Origin of the sequence: Yersinia alsatica, assembly GCF_902170305.1 — a bacterium.
GTDB lineage: Bacteria > Pseudomonadota > Gammaproteobacteria > Enterobacterales > Enterobacteriaceae > Yersinia > Yersinia alsatica.
The window spans coordinates 79,937-101,069 of record NZ_CABHWW010000007.1 but is presented as its reverse complement, the minus strand read 5'-3'; the positions used below and the strand labels follow the sequence as shown (position 1 = coordinate 101,069).

Sequence of the window (21,133 nt, the reverse complement as noted above, 5' to 3'; positions counted from 1 at the left end):
AAAGAACTTATCTCCTTTCTATTCTCTATAGTAGGAATCAAATGACTGATGCTCAAATTCACCTTAACTGAGGGTCGCCTATATAACGCGAGGTTATCATGAATAATAAACTCATTCTACTATTGTCTATTTTATATTTATTACCATCATCATTGGCCTTTTCTGAAACAGAAGGAAGTTTTAATTACATCACGCCACCAATAAATAATAACTCTTCTCATTCATATAATTATTCAGAATTTTTTGATGAAGAATTTTTCCCATACCAAGTCAATAATATAGATCCTAATATTAATCACGACAAAATGGATGTTATCGCAAAAAATAATAATTCGCTTAATTGTGAAAGATCGTGCGTAATATTAAGTAAGATGGTTATTCCTTTAGATGACATTTTTCACACGTCGGATATTGATGTTGAGCGACAGAATAAAGTAGCCTTGTTTAGCTTTGAAATAGACAGTAACTCCACGTTTAATTTAAATTTAGAGAACAATGCAGATATTACTATTGATGATAATGAAATACATATTCTTAGTAGTGGCATCGATAGTCAACAAATTAGTCACCCGCTCCATCCAGATACCACATCTATTTCATTTATTTTTGAGATGTCAAATTCTGAATTAAAAATCAATTATATGGAAAGCAACCAACACCAAAAAGGCACACCATCAGCTACCATTACTCTCCACTCAGAACGAACCAGAAATCTAAATACACTTCCCAATCTGGTTATTTATAATAATATTCTCAATGGGCCTTTAATAATGAGCCATCATCTAATGGTCAGGATGAGCGCTGACCATAGAACAAAACGGGGTACTGCGGGTATCATCGGTTGCCTATTGTCCGGCCCTTTAGCTCTTTATAATGTTGTGGTACATGGGCGGTGTAATCAGGTGGAATCCGCCTGGGCCAGTATTAAGTCATTTTTCAGTGGTGAAGATAAAGCAAAAATGCAGTTGGTTGCAGGTTCAGCAACTGCCTTAAAACCCAAGCCGCTCACAGAAAAACCGGCTAATACATGGGTATTAACCCAGTTAGATTTGCCGTCCTTGCACCAACAAAGCTTAACCCTCCCCGCGGTTGCCAATACTTGTCATATCCCATTGGATAATTTAATTAGCAGCCGCTTTCCTCGTCAGGTAGATGGGCCGGCCTGCGGTTCTTGGCTATCACGTTTATTAGCTGACTTCACTTTATTGTTTGGCGGCAGTTTGCGTGACTGGTCCATGGAACACTTACGTCGAGTGCTAGATAGCGCTATTGATTCAGATAACACAGGGTATGCAGTTATTGATACGGCAACCGAGCGCCGTTTGCTTCAAGGTATTAGAAGAGGTGTGCGAGAACTTGGGCGAACAGAGGCCATCAATCAAATAATGGGTTCATTCCATTATGCAGAGAGTGCACTCGCCCACTATTATCTACGCACCCATGGCGAAAATACTCCCCCCTCGGCGGCTCAAAACTTGCCTTTAGGGCACTATGTGCTGTCCCTTGATAGCTATATTCCCAGCACCGAACCTGTGCGTATTCGTAGAAATGGCGAATGGGAAACATCTAACACATTAGCCTTTCAGGTTGAGATTATTTTCGGGGAAGATCAACAAAGGGAACTGCACGCAGCATCCCTTGACGTTATTAATGAATGGTACGAAAAATATTACTCTCTATCCTATGGTGCAATGTTAATTCAGGATGAACAAACTCATAAAGAAACCAGAATACCGATTACCGCCAGTGACAGAATAATTTATGCTGCGCGCATTGCTAGCGACTCACTGAAAACACATCTTGAAAATAAAACGCCTAGTTTTTTATTTGTCATTGTTAAAGTTGATGGCGAGATTATCCATATGTTAGAGGCGGTAAAATATACAGTTAATGATGAAGAGCAAGAAGGTCATTATTATCTGGCAAATTTTCTTACCAAACCTCAATTTATTATAGATACTGAGGCGGAAGGGAGTATTCGTGGTGCTGGCACTGCGGCAGTTCATGGGTTAGCCAGTTATCTTAAAAGTAAAGGAGTTAAATACATACATTCTGATGTCATCTCTCACCCTTCTGCCAGAGTGAAAGCAAAACTGGGCTTTGAACATGATGAGCTTTAAATAGTTATATTTAAATACATTATGGAGTTAATATGAATAAATTATTATTATCTTTATTCACTATAATATACTCAGCAAACATCAATGCTATTGTAGACTTATCTAATAGATCAATAGAGGAACTGATCCATTTATCAGGAAAAAAGCACCTTCCGGCATGTTTCTACTCTGAAGATAATTTTCAAGGTGAATATTTTTGTTTACTTGCGCCGGAAAAAATAGATCTCTACAATATAGAGGATAAACACTTTAATGATACAATCGCTTCAATCAGTATCCCCAATAGAGTACAAGTCACCATTTATAAAAACGACAACTTTAATTCACCTCATTATAATTTAACAGAATCAATCAATTTAGTAGGACTAGAAAAAATAAACATGCTCGGAAGTATTAGCTCAATCGAGGCTCTTGATTCCCCCAGTTTTTGTGAGCAACACTGTGTTGTCATGAAAGAAAACAAAATTGTGCTAACGGATTTTTTTAGTCAATACCCTGCTATATTTGGCAATGTAAATAACATTGTATTAATGAATTTTGATATCAATAATGAAAGTAATTTTAGTGTAGGGTTTATTACTTCACCACAGGTTGTTGTGATTGGGAAAGATCTATTTATTTATATCACAAAGAATGATAACCCTATTAACATGAGATTAAATGACAATACGGATAATTTATCTTTAGTATTTAAAGTAGATAATAATAAAGTACAACTTCAATATCTTGAAGCTAAGGGTACTAGACCACTCAATACCCCATTTTGGATTAATACTAAGTATTCATCTGAAGATTCCGCAGAGTTATATATTACCAATGGAGTTTCCGATAATGAGCAAGGCCTACCACCAGAAGACATCGCCCCTTTAATATTGAATAAAACGATAATGGCTATCAATAAACACTCTCATCGCGACAAGCGAGGAGCATTGGGGATCGCTGGCTGCATCGGTATCCCTCTGCTGGCAATCTATAATTATGTGGTTCATGGACGCTGTAATCAGCTCGATAAACTGGTGGGAATAAACGAATTTTCCCACCACGATGGTGTAGGGAAAACACTGGTTATCGCAGGGACAGCAACCCCATTATCCATTCCTGAACACAATCCCAGACCCCCATTAGAGAGTCGCCCTCCACCGAGCTTGGTATTAACCCATCTTGATACAAACCTGCATAATCAGGCACTCACCTTACCGGCGGCGGCAAAAGCCTGTAAAACCTCAATAGAAAATATCCTTGCCGCTCGCTATCCACGCCAAACACAGCCATCAAAATTACATTGTGGCCGTTGGGTTTCCGAGGTTATGGCCGATTTTGTACTGTTATTTGGTTCACAACTCCGCGTCTGGACAACCGATTATTTCCGTCAGATGGTCACCGGTATTCTCAATAGCGGAAATATTGAACTTCCTGCATTTGATGCCCATTATCAGCAAATAGCCACTACCGCCATAGAGCAGCACCCTGATGTAGTCGAACGTTTAATAACCAATATTCAATCACAGAATATTACCCAAGAGGATACCTCCCATATTATCCGACCACTCATCCAAGCTTTTAATCGCACCCAAATGAATGCTGCCAATTATCTGTTGCAGAGCAGCAGCACTCGCCCGGTAGCCTCACCCACTCAAGCTCAATCATTACCACTGGGTCACTATGAATTGTTATTAACTCATTTTGTCTATCAAGAAGTTTTTCCTCGCGTATTACATAACGGGGAATGGATAACATCCGATAGCGAGTTTGAAATACAAATCATTGACGATATTAGTACTATAACAGCCGAGGCCCATGCTTATTTACACACAACATTAGAGGAGTGGAATCATATCTATAGAACACATCGTATAGAAAGCAATAGAGAGCGAGATAGCGCTTCTCAGGCGGGATGTAGTACTGCATCACTGTGCCTTACGCCGAGAGATGAAATTATCCATGCAGGGATTTCACTGAGTTATAGCATGCTGGCTGACCTTGAAAATCTGCCCATTGAGCCAAACAATCACTGGGTCATTGTGCGTTACAACCACCAGATTATTAGCTTATTAATGGCTGATAGTGATTATGACGAAAGTAGCGACTATGGCGCAGGCTCTGTTGAAATTGCAGCGTCATTAACCACACCCAATTATGTACTTAACCCGGAAAGAGAAGGAACAATAAGGGGAGCCAGCACCGCTGCTTTTATGGCTTTAGCACGACATTTGAAAGAAAAAGGAAAAACAAAGCTATTTTCTGAAGTTATCACTCAACCATCAGCCAGGGTAAAGCTCAAGCTTGGTTTTTTATATAAAGATGAACCTTAAACTCACAATCCAGCCATGTATCTAGATGAATTCTTATACATGGCTTTCTTTATTCTACTGACACCCGATATACACAACGCCGGGAGCCAGAAAGTATATGCTCAGTTCGCTCAACCGGTGCCTGTAATACCTGACGAAAGACATCCAATTCTGCTCGACAAAAACCTTGGCAGGTTGTGGCGGCGGCACAAATGGGGCAATGATTCTCTATCAGTAATATCGACCCATCGGTCTGAGTGTGGCTCTCTGCCATATAGCCCTCTTGCGACCGAATAGCCACCAGCCTCTTCACCCGTTCATCAATACTCTTAGCGCCTTCCATTGCTAAACAATATTGCTCGCGAGTTTCATGCTCACGGGTGTCGATCAGCATATTCAGTGCTGCTTCACCTAATTTGCTACGGACCATACGCAATAACTGAACCGTTAACTCGCCATGAGCATCAGGAAAACGGCTATATGCGCTATCGGTTAGCTGCCAAAGTTGGATCGGTCGCCCCACACCTTTCGCCTGTGCAACCGCAATAACTAACCCTTCTTTGGCTAATTTTACAAATTGTTGGCGTGCAGCCTCCCCTGTTGTCCCCAGAATCTTACCCGCATCTGTGGCCTGCAATGGGCCGCGAGTTTTCAGTAACAGAAGCAGCCGTTCAGCAACAGATTGCGGCTGACTGGTTGAATGATCGATATTCATACCTTCCCCAGTGTCGTTAGTGCGTTTTTATATTTCCGATGAATTATTGCTAGCATAACATTTAACAAGCATATACTTGACTTATTGTTGGTAACTGGCCTAACTTATTCCAAGAATTTACTTGTTTAACTTTACCGTAACAACAATCTCAACTCAATAACCAGATTTCTGGCAGGATGGAAACGTGATAATGAATGATGCAAGCCGATGGAGTGATTTGTTCTCCGGTAAAAATGCGGCTTTTGCTATAGCCCTATCGGGTGGTGTGGTGTTACATGCCATCAATATCTATATCGCCACCACCATTTTGCCCTCCGTGGTGCTAGAGATTAATGGCCTGAATCTGTACGCCTGGAATACCACCCTGTTCGTTACCGCTTCAATCCTTGGTTCAGCACTTTCAGCTCGATTACTCAGTGGTTACGGTGCTCGCAGCGCATATTTATTTGCCTCACTGACCTTTATGCTGGGCAGTGCTCTCTGCGCCATGGCACCGAATATGCCATTGATGTTAGTTGGCCGCACGGTGCAAGGTTTGGGGGGCGGTTTTCTGTTCGCCCTCTCTTATGCCATGATTAATCTGGTATTTCCGCAATCACTATGGCCCAGGGCGATGGCGCTTATTTCGGGGATGTGGGGTGTGGCAACCCTCATTGGCCCGGCAATTGGCGGTATCTTCGCTGAAATGAACGCCTGGCGTTTTGCTTTTTGGACATTACTGCCAGTCACCCTGATTTATGCCATTTTTACTTGGCGTATCCTGCCAGCAGGCAGATCCAGCACCGCCGTCACCTCAGCCTTGCCGGTGACCCAACTCGTGCTATTAACCGCGATTGTACTGACCATTTCCGCCAGCAGCATTGCCAGTAGCGGCCTGACGAATTTGGTAGGAATGGTGTTAGCCATCTTGCTGCTGGTGCTGTTATTACGCATTGAATCTCGGGCCACGTCGCGGTTACTGCCCAGAGGAGCATTACGGCTTAACTCGCCCTTGGCGGCACTCTATATCACCGTTTCTTTACTGGCGATCGGCATTACTTGCGAGATTTTCGTCCCCTATTTCCTGCAAACGCTGCATGGTCAGTCGCCACTGATTTCAGGGTATATTGCGGCCACTATGGCGGCAGGCTGGACGATTTCAGAAGTCATGAGTGCGGGTTGGAAAAAGTCAGGTATTCGCTGGGCGATTATCAGCGGCCCAATTATTGTGCTGGCGGGGATCGTGGCGCTGTCTATTCTGATGCCAATCAGCTCACTGGGTAGCTGGCAGCAGATGGCACCGATTGCCATTGCACTTACCATGGTTGGCTTTGGTATTGGTTTTGGCTGGCCACACCTGCTAACCCGTATTCTGCAAGTTGCCGCCGAAGAAGATAAAGATATTGCCGGGGCTTCCATTACCACAGTGCAGATGTTTGCTACCGCAGTGGGTGCGGCGATCGCCGGTATGGTGGCGAACCTCTCCGGCCTCAATGAACCCGGGGGTGTCGCCGGCGCAGAAAATACGGCGCACTGGCTCTTCACTCTGTATGCCATTGCACCAGCACTGGCGATTATCACGGCGCTACGTTGCGCGGCGATTCGGTCTCAGGCTCTGTCGGTTAATACTGCGAATTAGAGCAATAAAACTCAGTAAAACTAAAGCACCAACCTGTGAGAGCAAGTTGGTGCTTTCATTAGCTGTAACATTATGAGGGTGATTAGCGCTTGATCACACCGTGGTGATCACTGTTATGCTGGCTTCAGATCTCACCTATCTGGAGATGTAACTTGTGATGAAACCTTCCATTGTGCTGTACAAAAGTATTCCCACCGATCTGCACCAACGTTTAGCGCAACATTTTACCGTAAACAGTTTTGATGGTTTAGCGCCGGACAATCAGCCCGAACTCTTATCTGCTCTGCAACAGGCTGAGGGGCTTATCGGTTCTGGCGGCAAGATTGACTCGGATTTTTTGCAATTAGCGCCACATTTGCGCGCGGCTTCAACCATTTCTGTTGGCTATGATAATTTTGATGTGGATGCCCTGAATCAACGAGGGATTGCATTGATGCACACCCCTACAGTGCTCACCGAAACCGTCGCTGACACCATGATGGCGTTGGTGTTGTCTAGCGCACGTCGCGTGGTTGAGCTGGCAGAGCGAGTGAAAGCCGGTGAGTGGCAAGACAGTGTGGGTGATGACTGGTATGGCGTTGATGTTCATCACAAAACGATTGGTATACTTGGTATGGGCCGTATTGGCATGGCTCTGGCCCAGCGCGCACACTTTGGTTTTAGTATGCCGGTGTTGTACACCAGCCGCCGCCCACATGAAGAAGCTGAAAAGCGCTTTGGTGCTCGCCGCTGTTCGCTGGATGAGTTACTGGCGGAGGTTGATTTCCTCTGCATTACCTTGCCGATGACCGAGCAGACTTATCATATGATTAGCCGCGAGCAACTGGCTAAAATGAAGTCCAGCGCCATCCTGATCAATGCAGGCCGTGGGCCGGTAGTGGATGAGCAAGCGCTGATTGCCGCCCTGCAAGATGGCACCATTCATGCTGCTGGGCTGGATGTATTTGAGCAAGAACCACTGCCAGTGGATTCGCCATTACTCAAGTTACGCAATGTGGTTGCCGTGCCACATATTGGTTCCGCCACCACCGAAACTCGCTACAACATGGCCGCTTGCGCCGTGGATAACTTGATTGCGGCACTAACCGGCACGGTAACAGAAAACTGTGTCAATCCGCAGGTGTTACAGAAACAATAAGTTAAAGAAGCAATAAGTTAAAGAAATCCGCCTACTGGCCTGCAAGCAGGCCAAATTCTCCTCCTCCACCCGCCTCCTCCCTGCAAAAATTGCTCAGGGATGAGGCTATTTATTCGCCAATCGGCACACTGCTACTGATAAAACTTTATCTGTTCTCAGACCCAAGGAAGATGCGCCATGAAATATTTTGGGCTCCCTTTGCTACTCCTGATACCACCAGCAGCCATGGCGAGCTGGTCACTACAGCATTTCCCGGCATTTACCGAGCAAGACAGCGGGGTTTTTGTTAGCAGCAGCGCCCTCACTAAAGGTGAATATCCACTCAAGTTTTATCAAGGTAAACAGTGCTGGCAGCCCACCGGCCCCGTGAAACTGAATCAGACATTTTCACTACAACCTTGTCAGAATCAGGCCGACATTCAATGGCGACTGTTTCGTGATGGGCAATATCAGGCGCGGATTGATACTCGCAGCGGCACCCCAACACTCACCTTAAATATCAAAGAGCCGGTCGCCGAAGCCGTCAGTGTCGTGACACACAGTTGTCAGCGCTGGAATGGCAACCCCGTGACGATTGATGTGAGCAAAACTTTCGCTGAAGGTGAAATGGTGCGGGATTTCTACTCCGGCCAAATAACCAAAGTTTCCCTCGGTAAAATCACGCTCCAACCCAGCCCGGAGAGTGGCGGCTTACTGCTGCTGGAATCAGCGCAAACCCAGCAAGCGGCCCCATTCAGTTGGCAGAATGCCACGGTCTATTTCGCACTGACCGATCGCTTCAAAAATGGTAACCCGGCGAATGACCACAGCTATGGCCGCCATGGTGATGGAATGCAAGAAATCGGCACTTTCCATGGTGGTGATCTCGCCGGTCTGACTGAAAAACTTGATTATCTGCAACAGCTTGGCGTCAATGCGCTGTGGATAAGCTCACCGCTGGAACAAATTCATGGCTGGGTAGGCGGCGGCACCAAAGGTGATTTCCCCCATTATGCTTACCACGGCTATTACGGACTGGATTGGACGCGCCTGGATGCCAATATGGGCACCGAGCAAGATCTGCATAAGCTGGTTGAACAGGCCCATAAACGCGGTATCCGCATTCTATTTGATGTCGTAATGAATCATGTCGGATACGCCACTCTGGCTGATATGCAGAGTGATCAGTTTGGCGCACTTTATCTACAGGGCGATCAATTAGAAAAAACACTGGGTAAAAACTGGACCGACTGGACGCCGGGCAAAGGGCAGACTTGGCATAGTTTCAATGATTATATTAATTTTGGTGATAAAGCAGCATGGGACAACTGGTGGGGCAAGAAGTGGATCCGCACCGATATTGGCGATTATGACGCTCCCGGTTATGACGATCTGACCATGTCACTGGCTTTCCTGCCTGACATTAAAACAGAATCAACCCAACCCAGTGGATTGCCGGTGTTTTATCGCAATAAGCCGGATACTGCGGCACGGGAGATCCCCGGCGCGACACCGCGTGATTACCTCACACAGTGGTTAAGTCAATGGGTTCGCGATTATGGTATTGACGGTTTTCGGGTTGATACCGCCAAACATGTCGAGAAACCCGCCTGGCAACAACTTAAGCAGCAATCCACCGCCGCACTGGCCGCCTGGAAAGCCGCTCACCCTGATCAGGCACTGGATAACTTACCGTTCTGGATGACCGGAGAGGCTTGGGGCCATGGGGTAATGAAGAGTGATTACTACCAAAATGGCTTCGATGCCATGATTAACTTTGATTTTCAGGATCAAGCAAAACAGGCGCTAACATGCTTCTCATCCATTGACGGCACTTATCAGCAAATGGCAGATAAACTGCAAGGTTTCAATGTGTTGAGCTACATTTCATCTCATGACACTCGGCTGTTTTTTAAAGATGATGCACAAGAGTCTTTAGTGAAGCAGCAGCGAGCGGGTGATCTGCTGCTATTGGCTCCGGGAGCCGTGCAAATCTTCTATGGTGATGAAAGTGGGCGAGAATTTGGCCCGACCGGCTCAGACCCATTGCAAGGTACGCGTTCAGATATGAACTGGAATGAGCTGTCAGGCGCCAAAGGCGGGTTATTGGCACATTGGCAAAAAGTCAGCCAGTTCCGAGCTCGTCATCCCGCCATTGGGGCTGGAGTGCAACAATCTCAACAAACTGCTGATTACTATGCCTTTAGTCGTCAACATCAGGGCGATAAAGTGTTGGTCGTTTGGGTCGGAGACAAAAAAGAGTAATCTAGTGTATTATTCCGTAATAACTCTTCCTGCCGATATTTTTACGCGGCGGGAAGAAATCTTTCCGCATTGCACCCGCTTTTATCTGCGAGTATGGTACTTGTTCACTTACGGATAACAATAAATTTTCATCTATGAAGTTTTCACTTTTCGGCGACAAATTTACCCGCTACGCGGGCATTACCAGACTGATGGACGACCTCAATGACGGCCTGAGAACCCCCGGTTCTATCATGCTCGGCGGCGGTAATCCGGCACATATCCCAGAGATGGATGCTTACTTCCAACAACTGTGTCAGGAGATGCTGGAGCGCGGGCAGTTGACCGAGGCGTTGTGCAATTATGACGGGCCACAGGGCAAAGATTTGCTGCTAAAAGCGCTGGCCAAAATGCTGCGTGATGAGCTAGGTTGGCAAATTGAGCCACAGAACATTGCACTGACAAATGGCAGTCAAAGTGCATTTTTCTACTTATTTAATTTATTCGCTGGCCGCTATGCCGATGGTAGCCGCCGTCGGGTATTGTTCCCACTGGCTCCCGAGTATCTCGGTTACGCCGATGCGGGTCTGGATGAGGATTTATTTGTCTCTGCCAAACCTAATATTGAGTTGCTGCCGGAAGGCCAATTCAAATATCACGTCGATTTTGAGCACCTCAATATTACCGACGATATTGGTCTGATCTGCGTTTCCCGGCCGACCAACCCGACCGGTAATGTCATTACTGACGAAGAGTTAATCCGCCTTGATGCTATTGCTCAACAGCGAGATATTCCGCTATTGATTGATAACGCCTATGGTGTGCCTTTCCCCGGTATCATCTTCACCGATGCAACTCCGCTGTGGAACCCGAATATTATCCTGTGCATGAGTTTGTCGAAACTTGGCCTACCGGGCTCGCGCTGCGGGATTGTGATAGCCGACGAAAAAGTGATTTCAGCCATCACCAATATGAACGGTATTATTAGTTTGTCGCCGGGCAGTATGGGGCCAGCTATCGCCGCCGAAATGATTGAGCGTGGTGATTTATTACGTCTATCTAACGAGGTTATCCGGCCGTTCTATTTTGAACGAGTACAGCAGACTATCGCCATTCTACGCAAATATCTGCCGCCGGAGCGTTGCCTGATCCACAAGCCAGAGGGGGCCATCTTCCTGTGGTTATGGTTTAAAGATTTGCCCATTAGCACTGAACTGCTCTATCAGCGCCTGAAAAAACGCGGCGTGTTGATGGTGCCAGGCCACTACTTCTTCCCCGGTCTGGGATATGACTGGCCACATACCCATCAATGTATGCGGATGAACTATGTGCCGGAACCCGAGCAAATAGAAAAAGGCGTGGCGATTCTGGCTGAAGAGATTGAGCTGGCGTTTCAGGAAGCGAAGTAATTTCTGGGAAATGATCAGAACATACTCAAAGTAATTGGAGTTGCAGGTAGGCAGCCAGCTAACGCATCCCGATGAGCTTACTCAAGTAAGTGATTCGGGTAAGTGAGCGCAGCTAACCCCCTGCAACTTCAAGTACGAAGAGCATGAGTTACATAGTGGTCCAAAACAGCACCGCCAAAATCTGCGGCGACATTATGCGTAAGAACATCGCCAGCGGGTACACCGTGGCATAAGACAACGCTGCCGCACCGCTGGTCGGGTGCAGACCATTAGCAAAGGCCAGCGCCGGTGGATCAGTCATTGAACCGGCGAGCATGCCACACAAGGTCAGGTAGTTCATCTTGACCAACATGCGCGCCAGAATCCCCACCGTCAGCAACGGAATCCCGGTTATCATCGCACCGTAGCCAATCCATGCCAGCCCATCGCCATTAACCAGTGTATTGATAAAGTCACCGCCAGACTTCAGCCCGACCACCGACAAGAACAGCACAATCCCCAGTTCACGCAAAGCCAGGTTGGCGCTCGGTGGCATAAACCAATACAGCTTCCCGATGCTGCCGATACGGCCAAGGATGAGAGCCACCACTAGCGGGCCACCAGCCAAGCCTAAACGCAATGCCGCAGGGAACCCCGGAATAAACAGAGGTATTGACCCTAACAACACCCCCAATCCGACACCGATGAAAACCGGTAACATTTGCACTTGTTGCAGTTTCTGTTGTGCGTTACCCACAACCGCAGAGACCGCCTCGATAGCCTCTGGGCGTCCCACCAAATTAAGGATGTCACCGAATTGCAGACTGGCGCTGTTACTGGCAACCAGCTCAATACCGGCACGGTTTAAGCGGGTGATAGCCACGTCATATTTCTGTTTCAGATTAAGGTCACGGATTTTCTTACCCAACACCGCCTCGTTGGTCACGACCACGCGAGCTGTTTGCAATGCCGTGCCAGCGGTAGACAATGTGACATCCACCTCTTCCCCCACCACCAGCCGTACTTTTTCCAAGGCTTCGCGCTGGCCCACTAAATGCAGATAATCCCCCAGCTCAATCACCGTGGCGGACAGCGGCACCATCAGCAAATCACCTCGTTTCAAGCGAGAGCAGACGACTTCATCACTGTTAAGCAATGGCACATCCTGTACTGATAAGCCGTGTAGGTTGGGGTTACGCACTGCCACGTTCATGGTCTGGAGCAACTCACGATTTTGCCCGTGGCTGCTATCAAAATCTTTCGCTTCACGATCGACGTTGATTTTAAAGAATAAACGGATCAGCCACATCACCAGCAAAATACCGCAAATACCGAATGGGTAAGCCATGGCATAGCCCATACCCATTTGGCTGACCAGCTGTGGTGGCGAGCCTAAATCAGTGAGGATTTGCTGTGCCGCCCCGAGTGCCGGGGTGTTGGTGACCGCCCCTGAGAATACTCCCAGAATGATGGGCAGCGGTACGGCAAACAGTTTATGGATAATCGCTGTCACTAACCCGCCAACAATCACCATCAAAATAGCAAAGCAGTTAAGTCGCAGCCCCGATACCCGCAGTGAGGAGAAGAACCCCGGCCCCACCTGAATACCGATAGTGTAAACAAACAGAATCAGACCAAATTCCTGAATGAAATGCAGCATGTCCCCGTTGAGAACCAACTGATAGGTTTGTGCAAAATGGCCAACAATAATGCCGCCAAAGAGCACCCCGCCGATACCTAACCCCACGCCATAAACTTTCCAATTACCGATCCATAACCCCAATACGGCGACTAGCGCCAACATACTGACGGTAAGGGCGATAGCACTCATAAATCACTTCCTTGCCTAAGTTTAAAAACCGGTCGGCCATGTGGAATATCACCCATGTCACACACAGCCTTAAATTCTTACAATTAGTAAGGATTCTGTCAGAAGGGGGGGCAATTGAATGTGGGATGCACCACAAAACGCACCGGAGAGCGGGGAATCTCTCCGGTGAAAAAAATAACAGATAAAAAGCATGATGCTAAAGGACACAACAAGGAGAGGGTAATACCGACCGACACCCCGGTGAGAGGTGCCGGTCATCATAATTACTGCTGTTCAGTTGCAGCCTGGTTTTCTAATACCTGGTGCTCTTGAGGTGCAGCACTGCCGATACTAATGCGCTGTGGTTGCAGCGCTTCTGGCACCTGGCGCAACAGATCAATGTGCAGCAGGCCATTTTCAAATTGAGCATTATCGACATTCAGATGCTCAGCCAGAGTAAAGGTCAATGAGAACTCTTTGCGAACCAGACCTTGATGCAGGTATTCAACCTGTTTTTCCACTGGTGTTGGCTTGCCGCGAACAGTCAAACGCGGGCCTTCAACTTCAATATCCAGTTCGCTCTGTTTAAAACCAGCCAATGCCAATGAGATGCGATAGTGGTTATCGTCAGTTTTCTCAATATTGTATGGAGGGAACCCCTGAGAATCCTGACCGCCTTGCATTGAGCTGGCTAATTTATCAAAACCAATCCACTGACGAAGCAAAGGTGACAAATCATAATTACGCATATATAACTCCTTCTTTGAAGCGAGATATTGCCGTTATCTTTCAAGTTGCGGAGTGTTAGTTATCTTCCCACATCTTGAAATCTATTAGGCATAACATAATAAACAGTCACGAATTTTCGATATAAATAACCCTAACGCAAAATACTGACGTTATATTATTTCTCACTATCGATTCGCGACCGGTCGGCCCCCGACTACGGCAGGCCGAACTCTGTGTTAATAATGCAAATAACTCACACTATTAAGTAAATTACTTAATTTCAATACGACGTGGTTTTAAACTTTCAGGTACTAACCGCTCAAGATCGATATACAGTAAACCATTCACTAAGTTGGCACCTTTGATTTTAATGTGCTCCGCCAACTGGAATTTCCGCTCGAAATTGCGTTCAGCGATACCTTGATATAAATAGGTTTTCTGTGCCGGCTCACTGGTATGAGAACCACGAACAATCAACAGGTTATCTTGTGTTACGATTTCCAGTTCCTGCTCTGCAAAGCCTGCCACCGCGATAGCAATGCGGTAGTTGTTTTCGTCGACTAATTCGACGTTATAGGGAGGATAACCGCCATTGCTTTGGTTCTGGCCGGATTCTAATAGATTGAACAACCGGTCGAAACCGATAGCTGAACGATATAGTGGTGCAAGCTCGGAATTACGCATAAAACTGCCTCCTAAATATATTAGCAAGGGTGTTATCATATTTTCTATTAAGCCTTCCACCATGGACAGGCTCGTGGTCTGAATACCCTGTCGGCGTATTCTCTCTGACCTACTAATAAAATGGGACCGGTCTTCTTCTTTTCAAGAGCAAAATCAAAAAAAATTTTGCGGGAAAAATCTCAATCAGACGTTTATTAATCTAATTATTCGATAAATGCTTTGCTATAACTTACACTTAAGACGATTTACGCCACAAGATTGAATCTTTAACCATAGGAACTGTCTGTAAAGTAGTGTAAAAAAGCCATGTCAAAACCTGATATTGGTGGCGTATTAACCTGTGTAACCTGTTTATCAATATTGGCCCAATCGCGTGAAAATCAACCGGTATGATGAGAGCTGAATAAAATAATGAAAAATACAGTTATCCCTTTTGTTACCGGCTGCTCGCTGCTTTTATCCAGCGGGTGCTCCAGTATTATGACGCACACCAGCAGCAGCCAGGGTTATTACTCGGGTACTGAAGCTAATGTGGCCATGCTTAAAGATGACAATACCGGCTGGGCTCTGCGCCCTCTGCTGGCGGTAGACCTGCCTTTCTCTGCGGTGATGGATACCTTGCTGTTGCCGTATGATTATTTGCGGTCTGACAGTGACGACAAAATGGCCAATTCACCGCGTGAGCGCGTTCGCCAATCTGAAGCTGAAAATCAGACGGCAACGGCTCCACCACAATAACCCATGCCCTTCTCAGTTAAATTCGCAGCGCTCTTACCGGTGTAAAAGCGCTAGCCGCTCACTCGGCCACATTTACGGTAAAGATTTGAGTGAATCCGTCTATTTCCCGCATGAATGCAATTTGAGTTCCATCCGGTGAAAATACCACTGCATCTGCCAATGGTGCCACAGCACTTCGCGCAGTTAACCGCTGTAATTGCCCGGTTATGCTATCACACAGCATCACCGAGTTATCACTAACAAATGCCAAACAATGGCCTTGTGGATGCCAACTAAAAGCCGATTGAATCCCCTGCTCAGTAAATGTTAGTTGCCGTGGTTCCCCCCCATTGGGTGAAACCAACCACATCTGCACTATGCCGCTATCATCCTTCATCAGACAAGCAATGGCACTGCCGTCAGGTGATGCGCGCAGCCAGTGCCGTGGGCTAGTGGCAAGGCCGGGGAAGCGCCGCTCGGCAGTAAAGGTTATTCGCCGCTGACTGACCCCGATAGGTGGGGCTGGTAAAGTGGTTTCCGTCCCCTCCAGAGGTTGCGCGCCAGCTCGGGCATAATCCCTATCATGCTCAGGTAAATCAACAAGATAGATTTCCGGAACTTTCTCGCCTTGGGCCGAAAGTGTATCGCCAATAAATGCCAACGCCCAACGCTGGCGGCGGCCATCTGCTGTCACATAACCCTGGGTTCCCACCCATCCCTCTTCATAAGCACGGTTTATCTGGTCACTGCCCGCCTGTGGCGTAGGTGTAGTGCGAGTGACTAACACACAGAAATGACTGCCATCATATTCACGAGGATGTTGTTTGGGAGGATTAACACCATGCAAAGGCACGGCCACGCCAACATTGCGGCAATCCAGAGCAGGATCTCGCTCATGTAATACATGGTCGTTATAGGTGAAGCTTAAGCGGCTGCCATCAGGGCTGAAAACATGTACATGGCTGCCGCCGCGTAATGCTCCGGCAGTATAAGGTGCGCTGATGTCCATAGCATCCAGTGTTACCGCCAGCTCCCTGTCCGGTTCAGTGACAATCACACCACGGCGGTGATGAAAATCATAATGCCAGTGGCTATCCGGATGTTCGGGGCCGTGGATAAATACATAGCGCGCAGGCTCGTCAGGGCTCACCGTCACCACACCAACATGGGCACCATGCTGAGCACGATAGATAACTTCAATCTCACGGGTTATGCAATTAACCCGCTCAATGGTTAACCCACTAAATGTACTGCCATTGGGCCGCACATCATATGCCAGCCATTGACTGTCCGGCGTCCAGACATTGATGTTAGTGAGCTGATGACCTCTGGGAGCAAAGGTGAGCTGCTGTTGGTGAAAGAAAGCCTCTTTCTGATTGGTCATCCGGTCTCCGGTGATGCAACAAGCCAAATAATTTAGCTAAATTATATCACCAACCCATCCGCTGCATGCCGCTGTCATCTACGGCATGCAGACTCGAGATTATCCTACCCGCTCAACATCCCCGACCAAGAAGATATAAGAGAGCGCGCCAATCAATGCCACCGCAGCAATGTAAGTTAACGACGGTGCAAAACCATAGTCCTGCGCCAGATAACCTACGACCAATGGTACCGTGATGCCGCCCAATCCACCGACAAAGTTAAATACGCCGCCGGTTAAACCAATCAATCTTACTGGAGCCAATGAAGACACCAGTGACCAGGTAATGGAAGCAAAACCATTGCCAAAGAATGCCAGCCCCATCAAGACCATAATCCAGAAGGGATCGTTGGTGTAATTAGCACCCATGATGCAAGTAGAGAGTAATAAACCACAAATAATTGGCGTCTTGCGGGCAAAGCCAATGGACTTCCCTTTGCGCACCATACGGTCAGCCACTAAGCCGGATAGTAACACCCCGAAGAACGCAGCTAAAAAGGGGACTGTCGTCATGAAACCAGCAGTTAAGGCGCTGATGTGCTTTTCCTGGGTGAGATAGTTTGGGAACCAGGTCAGGAAGAACCACAAGGTTGAGGTGATGGCAAATTGCCCGATATACACCCCAACCAATTTACGATTAAATACCAGTTTCCATTCAGCAGCAGTGATAGGAGTACGTGCTTTTTTCTCGGTCGCAGCATCACCATCAACAATTCCACCACCGGACTGGATATAATCGAGTTCTGCTTGATTAATACCTTTGGATTTACGCGGCGGCTGATAAACAAAATGCCAAATCAGTGCCCATATAATGCCGATACCACCCGTGATAATAAATACCCAATGCCAGCTTAATACTTCCTGTACCCAAATAAGTAATGGCGTTAAGAAAGCCAAACCAACAAACTGACCTGAGGTATAAAAACCCACAGCAGAGGCCCGCTCTCTTTCCGGGAACCAACTGGTTACAATACGGTTATTGGTCGGGAAAGCCGGAGCTTCAAATAAACCGGTAATGGCTCGCAGGCCAATAAGTGTCCCTAGCCCGTTAGCAAAACCTTGTAATAGTGTTGCCACTGACCAGCCCATAATGGCAATAAAATAGGTCATTTTAGAGCCGACACGATCAAGGAACCAGCCGCCGGGGATTTGGCATATCGTATAAGTCCAGGCGAAAGCCGAGAAAATGTAACCCATCTGAGTTTTAGTAATACCAAACTCTTCTTGAATATGGGCCGATGCAACAGCAAGGTTTGCTCTATCAACATAACAAATGACGACTGTCACAAATATCATAAACAGTGTCAGATAACGCCTTTTACTCGGGGCAGTAGATAAGGTCATTTCCATGGTAATGATCCCATTATTATTCGGATTAATATCCGCCGGAGCACCCTGCCTTTATATTGGTAATACTGTCGCATTACCGACTTTTAGGCGCAAGGGTGCCCCTGCGGGTAGGTTCGCAAAAAATCGTTATTTAATAATTTCACTATTCTTCGACCCGCGTTATTTAGCAGGAGTGGGATAGCATTTTTAAACTATTTATATAAATTATATTTATTAAGTAGGGTTATTCCTTCAATTATCTTGCTAGATAATAAAGTGGTAAATTACCATTCAGCCACAGCACCGTCAGGATAACGCCATACCGGGTTACGCCAGTCAGGAGCATTTTTACTGCGTTCAATCACTAACTCTTCATTAATTTCCACCCCTAGGCCGGGTTTATTCAGCGGATAGAAATGGCCGTCAGTCATTTTGAAGTCGTCTTTATTAATGACGTAATCTAATAATTCGGCACCTTGGTTGTAATGAATCCCCATGCTTTGTTCCTGCAATACTGCATTGCGGGCGACAAAATCAAGATGTAGACAAGATGCCAGCGCAATTGGCCCTAATGGACAATGAGGTGCCAACGCAACATCGTAAGACTCTGCCATTGCGGCTATTTTAAAGCATTCCGTCAGGCCACCAGCATGAGAAAGATCGGGCTGAATAATGGCTAATCCACCATCAGCTAATACTCGCTTAAACTCAAAGCGGGAGAACATACGCTCACCTGCGGCAATCGGGATATGGGTTTGCGCTGCCAGCCGTGGGTAATATTCTGCTTGTTCCGCCAATACCGGTTCCTCAATAAACAGAGGTCGGTAAGGTTCCAATTCTTTAATTAGGATTTTTGCCATCGGTGCATTAACCCGACCATGAAAATCCAAACCGAATTCAATGCTATTACCAAACGCTTCCCGAATTTGTGCCACTACCTCGACGGCGGCATCAACTTTGCGCGCGTTATCAATAAGCCCCATTTCTTCGCAGCCGTTAAGCTTAAAGGTATCAAAACCAATTTCAGTTAGTTTATTAATACCACTAATCACATCAGACGGGCGATCACCGCCAACCCAGCTGTAAGCTTTGATTTTATCGCGAACTAAACCACCTAATAATTGATAAACCGGCACACCCAATGCTTTACCTTTAATATCCCACAGCGCCTGATCAATACCGGCAATGGCACTCATTAGGATCGGGCCACCACGATAGAAACTACCGCGATACAAAGTTTGCCAGATATCATTGATACGGGCCGGATCTTGCCCAATAACATATTCGGATAACTCATGTACGGCGGCCTCAACGCTACGAGCGCGCCCTTCAATCACTGGTTCACCCCAACCAACAATGCCTTCATCAGTTTCGATTTTCAGAAACATCCAACGTGGGGGTAATCGATAAGTGGTTAGCTTGGTAATTTTCATTTTGTGGCATCCTTATAGGCTTGAATAAATGCAGCCGCCTGTTGCGCCGTCTGGGATACCGATTGACCGGCGCGATAAAGATCACCGCCCAGACCGGCACCCGCACAACCCGCCGCTAAATAAATATGTAGATTCCCTGGCGTGATCCCGCCGACGGCAAATACCGGAACTTCTGGTGGCAATACGGCTTTCAATGCTTTGATGTAGTCGGGGCCAAAAGAGACCGAAGGGAAAATCTTCAATGCGTGTGCACCGGCATCTATGGCGGTGAAAGCTTCTGAAGCGGTGGCGCACCCTGCGCAGACCGTCATACCTAACTCAACAGCCCGGCGAATGACGGCGGGTTGGGTATTTGGCGTGACCACCAACTTACTCCCCATGCCAGCCAATATCTCTAATTGCTCTGGTTTTAATACCGTACCCGCACCAATTAATGCACGATGTCCGAATTCCGCCACTGCCTGGGAAATACTGACTTCCCATTGTGGGGAATTCAGTGGGATTTCCACTGCATCAAACCCAGCATTCAGCAACGCCGCTACATGGTCGTGGACTTCGGTGGGCGTGATACCTCGCAATATGCCAATCAATGGCACATTAGTATTCCATTTCATTCACGATACTCCTGATTCCAGATTGAAAAGCATGGTCGCCATCCAGCACCTGATAAGGCATTGCCGCCATTTCTAATGCCTGGGTATAACGTGCGACCAGTTTGGGATTGCCAATCACCGTAATGCGTTCGCCGGCAGCCAGTGGATATTGCTGCTGCATTTGTGCCACTTCATTGCCAATCAGCAGACCCGATAGCCATTCGCTAACCGAGCTTCGTTTCAATCGACCCAATACATGAGCGGCTCGGGTTTCAAACAGACAACGCATGATATTGCTGTCGTTAAAGCCTTGTGCTAACCCTTGGGTGAACGTGGCACTATCAGGTAATTGCTCAGCTAAGCCAGCCCCTACCAAAGAATTATTTAACAGAAGATGGTGTAACTCGCCGGTCATCATGGTGCGAAAATCCATTACCTGATCACCCTGCATTTGCACCCATTTACTGTGGGTGCCGGGCATCAAATACACAGATGACGGCAATTCGGCATAGGCACCAATCAGCTGAGTTTCTTCACCGCGCATCACATTGCGGTTATCTGGTTTATCCACACATAAACCAGGAATGATCCATGCCCGGACTGGCTCAGCCTCTGCCACAGCCGTGAGTTGGTGGGAAACCTGAGTCAGGTGAGTCGGGCAAGAGAGATAGGGCACTGAGATCCAGCCAGCATTACTGCCAATCATGCCCGCCATTACTACCGGCAGATTATGCTGTTGTTGCTGGTCCCGCCAAGGTGCGATCACTTGCTGGAACACTTGCTGCGCACTTTGCCCGTTAAAGCGCGTGACCCCCGCTTCGGAACGCAATGTATCCACACATTGACCATGTAAATAGAGCCAGGCACGTAAGTTGGTGGAACCCCAATCAATGGCAATATAGCTTTTATCCATCACTCTGCT

The 21,133-nt window shown here is 47.0% G+C and carries 16 protein-coding genes; 7 read left to right on the top strand and 9 right to left on the bottom strand.

What is annotated here, in order from left to right:
• The first annotated feature begins 98 nt into the window (after window positions 1–98).
• Together FTA96_RS02400 and FTA96_RS02395 are read left to right on the top strand one after the other, a co-directional pair.
• Window positions 99–2,120, top strand: coding sequence for a GNAT family N-acetyltransferase (locus tag FTA96_RS02400; protein WP_145573109.1), 2,022 nt, complete (start codon window positions 99–101; stop codon window positions 2,118–2,120).
• A gap of 32 nt (window positions 2,121–2,152) precedes the next feature.
• Window positions 2,153–4,432, top strand: a complete 2,280-nt coding sequence (locus FTA96_RS02395) for a peptidase inhibitor family I36 protein (protein ID WP_145573108.1) — start codon at window positions 2,153–2,155, stop codon at window positions 4,430–4,432.
• Window positions 4,433–4,481: 49 nt separating this feature from the next.
• Here the strand turns inward: FTA96_RS02395 and FTA96_RS02390 are convergent, their stop codons facing one another.
• Window positions 4,482–5,126 (bottom strand): helix-turn-helix transcriptional regulator, encoded by a 645-nt coding sequence (locus FTA96_RS02390; protein WP_050109251.1) that lies wholly within the window; start codon window positions 5,124–5,126, stop codon window positions 4,482–4,484.
• A gap of 190 nt (window positions 5,127–5,316) precedes the next feature.
• On the opposite strand from FTA96_RS02390, the gene FTA96_RS02385 reads away from it, so the two are divergent.
• The 4 genes from FTA96_RS02385 to FTA96_RS02370 all read left to right on the top strand — a co-directional run bounded on the left by FTA96_RS02385 (window position 5,317) and on the right by FTA96_RS02370 (window position 11,514).
• Window positions 5,317–6,744 (top strand): MFS transporter, encoded by a 1,428-nt coding sequence (locus tag FTA96_RS02385; protein ID WP_050109252.1) that lies wholly within the window; start codon window positions 5,317–5,319, stop codon window positions 6,742–6,744.
• Window positions 6,745–6,901: 157 nt separating this feature from the next.
• Window positions 6,902–7,882, top strand: coding sequence for a glyoxylate/hydroxypyruvate reductase GhrB (gene ghrB, locus FTA96_RS02380; protein WP_145573106.1), 981 nt, complete (start codon window positions 6,902–6,904; stop codon window positions 7,880–7,882).
• Window positions 7,883–8,059: 177 nt separating this feature from the next.
• On the top strand, window positions 8,060–10,126 hold the full coding sequence (locus FTA96_RS02375; protein ID WP_145573105.1) for an alpha-amylase: 2,067 nt from the start codon (window positions 8,060–8,062) through the stop codon (window positions 10,124–10,126).
• Window positions 10,127–10,260: 134 nt separating this feature from the next.
• On the top strand, window positions 10,261–11,514 hold the full coding sequence (locus FTA96_RS02370) for a valine--pyruvate transaminase (RefSeq protein ID WP_050109257.1): 1,254 nt from the start codon (window positions 10,261–10,263) through the stop codon (window positions 11,512–11,514).
• 148 nt (window positions 11,515–11,662) lie between these two features.
• On the opposite strand, the gene FTA96_RS02365 is transcribed toward FTA96_RS02370, so the two are convergent.
• The 3 genes from FTA96_RS02365 to ibpA all read right to left on the bottom strand — a co-directional run bounded on the left by FTA96_RS02365 (window position 11,663) and on the right by ibpA (window position 14,716).
• Window positions 11,663–13,324: a putative transporter gene (locus tag FTA96_RS02365; protein ID WP_050109258.1), complete on the bottom strand. Its 1,662-nt coding sequence runs from the start codon at window positions 13,322–13,324 to the stop codon at window positions 11,663–11,665.
• Between the two features lie 263 nt (window positions 13,325–13,587).
• Window positions 13,588–14,052 (bottom strand): small heat shock chaperone IbpB, encoded by a 465-nt coding sequence (gene ibpB / locus FTA96_RS02360; protein WP_050109259.1) that lies wholly within the window; start codon window positions 14,050–14,052, stop codon window positions 13,588–13,590.
• Between the two features lie 250 nt (window positions 14,053–14,302).
• Window positions 14,303–14,716, bottom strand: a complete 414-nt coding sequence (gene ibpA / locus FTA96_RS02355; protein ID WP_050109260.1) for a small heat shock chaperone IbpA — start codon at window positions 14,714–14,716, stop codon at window positions 14,303–14,305.
• A gap of 411 nt (window positions 14,717–15,127) precedes the next feature.
• On the opposite strand from ibpA, the gene FTA96_RS02350 reads away from it, so the two are divergent.
• Entirely contained in the window at window positions 15,128–15,454 is a 327-nt protein-coding gene (locus FTA96_RS02350) for a YceK/YidQ family lipoprotein (protein WP_050109261.1), read from the top strand.
• A gap of 58 nt (window positions 15,455–15,512) precedes the next feature.
• Here the strand turns inward: FTA96_RS02350 and FTA96_RS02345 are convergent, their stop codons facing one another.
• From FTA96_RS02345 to FTA96_RS02325, 5 genes are all read right to left on the bottom strand, one after another.
• On the bottom strand, window positions 15,513–16,817 hold the full coding sequence (locus FTA96_RS02345; RefSeq protein ID WP_050109262.1) for a DUF3748 domain-containing protein: 1,305 nt from the start codon (window positions 16,815–16,817) through the stop codon (window positions 15,513–15,515).
• A 99-nt stretch (window positions 16,818–16,916) separates the two neighbouring features.
• Window positions 16,917–18,206 carry an MFS transporter gene (locus FTA96_RS02340; protein WP_050109263.1) on the bottom strand — a complete coding sequence of 430 codons (1,290 nt, stop codon included), beginning with the start codon at window positions 18,204–18,206 and terminating at the stop codon, window positions 16,917–16,919.
• A 263-nt stretch (window positions 18,207–18,469) separates the two neighbouring features.
• Complete coding sequence (gene dgoD / locus FTA96_RS02335) at window positions 18,470–19,618, bottom strand: galactonate dehydratase (protein ID WP_050109264.1); 1,149 nt, start codon at window positions 19,616–19,618, stop codon at window positions 18,470–18,472.
• Window positions 19,615–20,232: a 2-dehydro-3-deoxy-6-phosphogalactonate aldolase gene (locus FTA96_RS02330; protein ID WP_050109265.1), complete on the bottom strand. Its 618-nt coding sequence runs from the start codon at window positions 20,230–20,232 to the stop codon at window positions 19,615–19,617. Before FTA96_RS02330 ends, dgoD begins: the two co-directional genes overlap by 4 nt.
• The gene (locus tag FTA96_RS02325; RefSeq protein WP_050151855.1) at window positions 20,216–21,124 is read right to left on the bottom strand and encodes a 2-dehydro-3-deoxygalactonokinase; all 909 of its coding nucleotides are present in this window, start codon (window positions 21,122–21,124) and stop codon (window positions 20,216–20,218) included. Before FTA96_RS02325 ends, FTA96_RS02330 begins: the two co-directional genes overlap by 17 nt.
• Window positions 21,125–21,133: the final 9 nt, after the last annotated feature.